The 5,315-nt window shown below is 49.0% G+C and carries 7 protein-coding genes; 1 reads left to right on the top strand and 6 read right to left on the bottom strand.

The annotated features are described in order from the left end of the window. Positions 1 to 426 precede the first annotated feature (426 nt). Positions 427 to 1,134, bottom strand: a complete 708-nt coding sequence (locus tag HY768_06625; protein ID MBI4726882.1) for a cytosolic protein — start codon at positions 1,132 to 1,134, stop codon at positions 427 to 429. Continuing rightward, a complete protein-coding gene (locus HY768_06620; GenBank protein ID MBI4726881.1) occupies positions 1,049 to 1,978 on the bottom strand; it encodes a site-specific DNA-methyltransferase in 930 nt (309 codons plus the stop codon). The genes HY768_06625 and HY768_06620 overlap by 86 nt, the downstream gene beginning before the upstream one ends. A 181-nt stretch (positions 1,979 to 2,159) precedes the next feature. Here HY768_06620 and HY768_06615 point away from each other — a divergent pair, with 181 nt between their 5' ends. Next, complete coding sequence (locus HY768_06615; protein MBI4726880.1) at positions 2,160 to 2,825, top strand: hypothetical protein; 666 nt, start codon at positions 2,160 to 2,162, stop codon at positions 2,823 to 2,825. On the opposite strand, the gene HY768_06610 is transcribed toward HY768_06615, so the two are convergent. From HY768_06610 to HY768_06595, 4 genes are all read right to left on the bottom strand, one after another. Next, the gene (locus HY768_06610; GenBank protein MBI4726879.1) at positions 2,732 to 3,130 is read right to left on the bottom strand and encodes a hypothetical protein; all 399 of its coding nucleotides are present in this window, start codon (positions 3,128 to 3,130) and stop codon (positions 2,732 to 2,734) included. The two genes, HY768_06615 and HY768_06610, sit on opposite strands and share 94 nt — an antisense overlap. Then, the gene (locus tag HY768_06605; protein MBI4726878.1) at positions 3,079 to 3,657 is read right to left on the bottom strand and encodes a signal recognition particle receptor subunit alpha; all 579 of its coding nucleotides are present in this window, start codon (positions 3,655 to 3,657) and stop codon (positions 3,079 to 3,081) included. Before HY768_06605 ends, HY768_06610 begins: the two co-directional genes overlap by 52 nt. Positions 3,658 to 3,668: 11 nt before the next feature. Beyond that, on the bottom strand, positions 3,669 to 3,974 hold the full coding sequence (locus tag HY768_06600; GenBank protein MBI4726877.1) for a hypothetical protein: 306 nt from the start codon (positions 3,972 to 3,974) through the stop codon (positions 3,669 to 3,671). Positions 3,975 to 4,151: 177 nt separating this feature from the next. Continuing rightward, complete coding sequence (locus HY768_06595; protein MBI4726876.1) at positions 4,152 to 5,063, bottom strand: DUF2330 domain-containing protein; 912 nt, start codon at positions 5,061 to 5,063, stop codon at positions 4,152 to 4,154. Positions 5,064 to 5,315: the final 252 nt, after the last annotated feature.

Below are 5,315 nucleotides of genomic sequence, written 5' to 3'. Positions count from 1 at the left end.
CTGAGGCCGATTATCTTTTGGAACGCCCCATTGCCCTGCAGTATCTTTGTTTTACTTAACCGTGGTATACCGACGATTAATGCGTAGATAATTGCCAGGATGAGTTCAGCTTGATTATACTGTCGTTGTCGTTGTATCGGTTTTACATAATTTTGCAAACGTTGCTTGAATTTCAGTTTCTGGCAAAAATTATGGATCAAGAAGATCCCGCCAAAGTGCGTCAGATTGTGCTCTCCCAGCGATATGTGTAAATTTCGTATCCCTTTTGGCATATTTCACAATGCTACCTTTTAGTTAGGGTTGTGTAACAGTGACTTTACACTGTTATTATATGCCAAGAAATCAATATTTACAAGGGTTTTACACGTTTTCCCATCTCAGTTTATCTGGTTTTAACGCTTTTTTCAGGTATTATATTTTATTTATTTACTTAGCCGACGAGTTAAAACGAATTAATTTTTCCCATTGTATGTCCCCATTATCGTCACAGAATTCATTGGCAAATTCTTTCGTAAACTTATTTATCATCTGAGAGTAGAACTTCATAAATTCATCATTCCGTTCTCTTGCTTTATGGCCCAAAGGTTCAATGATTTCTGTGTAAAGATTCGGGTTACCTGTAATAAACTCCCAAAATCTTTGCCCGCAATATTTAAAGTAGTCCCCTTTGTCTGGCTTATCATCTTTACCATAGCAACAGCCATTAACGGCAGTTATATTGATTTTGGAATTGCTTGTTCTTAAAGTCTTTTTTGCCGTCTTGAAGTCGGAAACCATTTTGGTAATTTGTGAACTGTTGCCCCAATTTGGGCCAGATTTAATTGTTACGATATACCTTACCCCGTTTTTATCAAATTCAAGATCGATGCCCGTAATTCCAGATTTGTAACCAGCGAGGCCTTCAAGCCAATCACCAAATATGGTTTCCTCATTTGAAGAGATATGCGCATCAACAATGCCGCGAATAATTTGTTCTGCAGTTAGAACATACTTGGCTCTATATAAGTATGGGTTTTTACATTTGAGAACTTGTGAAAGCTTCAAATCATCAAGACTTTGGATGCGCTTTTGATGAAATGTTCCGATGTTTTGTTCTACGTATTGCGATACGTCTTTTAGATTTAGTTTTTTCATATTTTCCCTTCGGTTCAAGTATATATAGTTCCTCTGGCTTTAACTGTTTTTTTACCATTTCATAATATTCTGGCACATTATCTATCCCAATTGAATTACGTTTCATTCTGTTGGCAACAACCAAGGTTGTACCTGACCCCATAAATGGATCAAGGACAGTATCGTGTTCTTTTGTAAAAAGTTTAATAAACCATCCAGGTAATTCTTCGGGAAATGCAGCGCTATGGTTTTTATTGTTGCATTCCGTTGCTAAGTGAAGAACGTTGGACGGATAAGCTTTATCTCTGTCAATCCAATTCGAAATGTTTTTACCGAAACCGCTACCAACTTTTGAGTTGTCACGTATTTTATCGGTGTCGGATAGATTTTTTAGTCTGGTCCTTGCCCAATCACCCATTGGAACCATTACTTCTTCCTGATACATGTTAAATTTGCTGTCTTTGTTAAATTGCAAAAGCCTTTCCCAGGCATCACGGAATCGGTTAGGCCACTTACCTGGATAACAATTTTTCTTGTGCCAAATAAACTCTTCAGTCCATAGCCAACCTTGTTTACGCATTTCCAAGATTAGCTCCATTACATAAGTGCTCCGCTCACCCTCAACAACTTTTTCTTTGATGTTCAGAACAAAAGTTCCCGTTGGTTTAAGCACCCGGAAAAGTTGCTTTGAAATCGGCAAAAACCATTCAACGTATTTATTCGGGTGAATGCCGCCATATGTGCTTTTACGTTGATCGGCGTAGGGCGGGGAGGTTACTATTAAGTCAACGGAGTTATCTGGCAATAATTTTAATTGTTCTTTGCAATCACCTAAATATACATATATATTGGTTGTTATCTTCATTTTATCTGTCAAACTTTATATAAACCCTTAGATGCTAACTTTGCTACCAATCTTGCCATTTTTTTCTTGCAAACTAACCAACTTTGCTTGCAATCCTGCCGTTTTTGCCTGCAAACCGGCCCTTATTGCCTCAAATTACTGTCAAAATGCTAAAAATCAGGGCCTATCGTATCACTATTGTATGGCCCACTGGTTGGCCAATTGTATCACCATTGTTTGGTCCATCGTATCACCATTGTCCGGGGTGATCATGACCAAATTAGACGGCGACGCCCGGGGCGGCGCGGCCTTGTCCCTTAAGGTGATCTCGGGACAGCCCATCAAGTTCAGCGGGGTGGGCGAAAAACTTTCGGCTCTGGAGGAGTTCCATCCCAGCCGGGTGGCCGCGCGCATCCTGGGCATGGGCGATGTAGTCGGATTAGTTGAAAAGGTCCAGAATGTCTTCGACGAGAAACAGGTCAAAAAGTTTGAAGAGAAACTGCGCAAGCAGAGTTTTAGTCTGGAGGACTTTGCCGGCCAGATGAAACAGATGAAGAAGATGGGCTCGCTCTCCGACATCATGAAGATGCTGCCCGCCATGGCGGGCGGGATGAGCCTGCCCAAGGATGCCGCCATAGACGACAAGGCTTTGGGCACTATCGAAGCCATCATAAGCTCCATGACGTCCCAGGAGCGGCAGTGGCCCCAGATCATCAACGGCAGCCGCAAATGGCGGACCGCCCTGGGCAGCGGCGCCAGCATCCAGCAAATCAATCAACTGTTGAACCGGTTTGAGATAAGCCAGCGGATGATGAAGCAGATAGTGAATTCCAAGGGCCGGGGGTTCAAGATGCCAAGAGGGTTCTGATTTTTGTCGGGCGTACATGATACTATGGGCAAACCAATGGTGATACGATGGGCCAAACAATGGTGATACGATGGACCAAACAGGGGCAGGGATTTTGAGAACTCGGCCGCGATGTTGACCGCATCCTGGCCGGTCATCCCGTCCACCACCAGCAGGATCTCCTGCGGTTTGACGGTTTTCTGGACCCGCTCCAGCTCGGCCATCATTTCGGTGTCTATGTGCAGCCGCCCGGCGGTGTCCAGGATGAGCACGTCTACCAGCTTCTTGACCGCTTCCTGTTTGGCTTCCCGGCAGATATGAGCCACGTCGGTGGATTTATCCGCCGTAGCTTCAGCGCAGGCGGAATCAAGTTTGAAGAAATCGCAGCCCACCTGTTTGGCCAAAATCTCCAGCTGCTGCACCGCCGCCGGCCGGTAGATGTCGGCCGCCGCCAGCATGATCCGCCGGCCCGGTTTGGACAGGTGCTTGGCCAGCTTGGCGCAGGTGGTGGTCTTGCCCGAGCCCTTAAAGCCCGCAGACCATGATCACGGTGGGCGGCTGGGGGGAAAGCGTTAACGACTGATTGACCGAGCCCAGGGTTTCCACCATCTGGTCGTAGACTACTTTTACGAACTTCTGGCCGGGGGTGATGCTGGTCAGCACATCCTCCGCCCAGCGCCCTGGCCTCCACCGCCGCCGCAAAGTCCTTGACGACTTTGTAGTTGACGTCGGCCTCTAACAACGCCCGCCGCACCTTGGCGCTGGCCTCTTTGATGTTGGCCTCGGAGAGTTTGCCCTGCCCGCTTAGGTCCTTGAAAAGCCCGGTGAATTTTTCAGTTAAGGAGTCGAACATTGGTTGCGGTTTTACTTCTTCTTCAGCTTGTCCAGCACATCCTTGCCGGCCTTGAATTCCTTGCCCTGCTCGTTCCTGGTCAGCTTGTAGAACTCGCAGTGCATGCAGTTCCCCAGTTTCATGGCAAAGGTTCCCTGCACTTCTCCGCCGCACAAGGTGCCGGCTATCGCCCAGCAGACCCGGCCGCCGTTCTCGCCTTCGTTCATGCCGTCCGTCCTGGTCTCGGTGGTGACGGGGCAGATCCCCAACTCATGCACTTTTGCGCCGCCTTTGTGCCGGCCGCATTTTTTAAAGTCCCAGCAATTTTGCTTAGCCATTTTTATCCTTATATTTGGGATTTACCGGTGAGTTTGCTCTGCTTGGTCAGGATTTTGAAAAGCCCTGTGAATTATTCAGTTAAGAATCAAACATCTGAATTAATAGTGAAAATTTTTTCGCGTGTTTCGCGGGCAACCCCCGGTAAATAAAAATCGCCGCCAGTTTGTACTGAATAATCATGGTTTCCTGGGATCATACGGCCTCAGCTCCTCCACCCCAGAATCCGTGCCCAGCATCAGGTCCCCGTCGAACTGCAGCGCTCCCTCATACTTGAAGGCCTGCATGGTCACCGGTCCTTGACCAAAGAACCCTTTGGAATCGCGGAAAACGCCCTTCAGGTCGCAGGCCTTCACCCGGGCCGAGGAGCTGGCGACGAAGCCCTGGCGGATGTGCCGCCAAGCGCAGGGGACGAAAAATATCAGGTCTATCCGTCCCTGGCCCCCGAAGAGGTTTGAGGTCTTTAGCGGGTAGTACAGTTTATCTGACTTGAACCGGTACTGCAGCGGCGCAATGAACTCCTCCCCGCCCCTGGCCTCCACCAGGTCGAACACGAAATAGGCGATGCCCTGCTCCAGGTATCCGGCCACCACCTCCCGGATCCCGGCAAAGTTCTCCTGGGCCGGCAGGCCCTTGCTTTTGAAGAATTCGTTGACCCACTCCTCAAAATGCCCGGCATCGTTGATCCTGATCACCGTCACGTCGTGCGGGCCGATCCGTTTATGCTGGAGCAGCTCCACCTTCTCCCCGGCCCCGGACCCGCCCTTGTACTGCAGCAGGTATCTCAGCTGGTGCTTCTTGACCAGCTTGGCGGCCTTCTTAAAGCAGTCCTTGGCGGCCGGCGAGACCTGGGGCTCCCCGGGCAGGGGGATGAAGCGGAGGATCTTGGCCGGGCCGGAAGCGCTGAGATCGGTGGCCAGTATCAGCACCTCCTCCTGCCCGCTGAACAGGATGACGGCCTTCTGCCCCGGCTCGGACAACTGCACCTCGCCGGCCGGCACTATGGCACCCATGTCGGCCCGGGAGGCCGGGCAGGCCGCCAGCCAGACGGCTATCGGCAGAACCGCATTGATTGTTTTTCTTAAATCCATAACTTCCCCAGAAATAGAAATCGCCGTCAGTTTGTACTGAATGATCCCTCAAAATACCGCCAGGGATCAGGCGGGTCTGACAGCGATGTTATAACCTAACCCCCGTCCCCTTCAGACTGTGTCATAATAAGAGAGGAAATGACAAACAATGCCGAATATGCTATAATTACCTGTAATAGAAAAAGGAGCAGGCCATGGCATATCGGCATGGAGATCGCAATCAATGTACGATGTTTCCCAAAAGCATCGAGG

The sequence above is a fragment of the candidate division TA06 bacterium genome (assembly GCA_016208585.1).
Lineage (GTDB): Bacteria > Edwardsbacteria > AC1 > AC1 > EtOH8 > UBA5202.
This window is presented reverse-complemented; position numbering and strand designations above follow the sequence as displayed.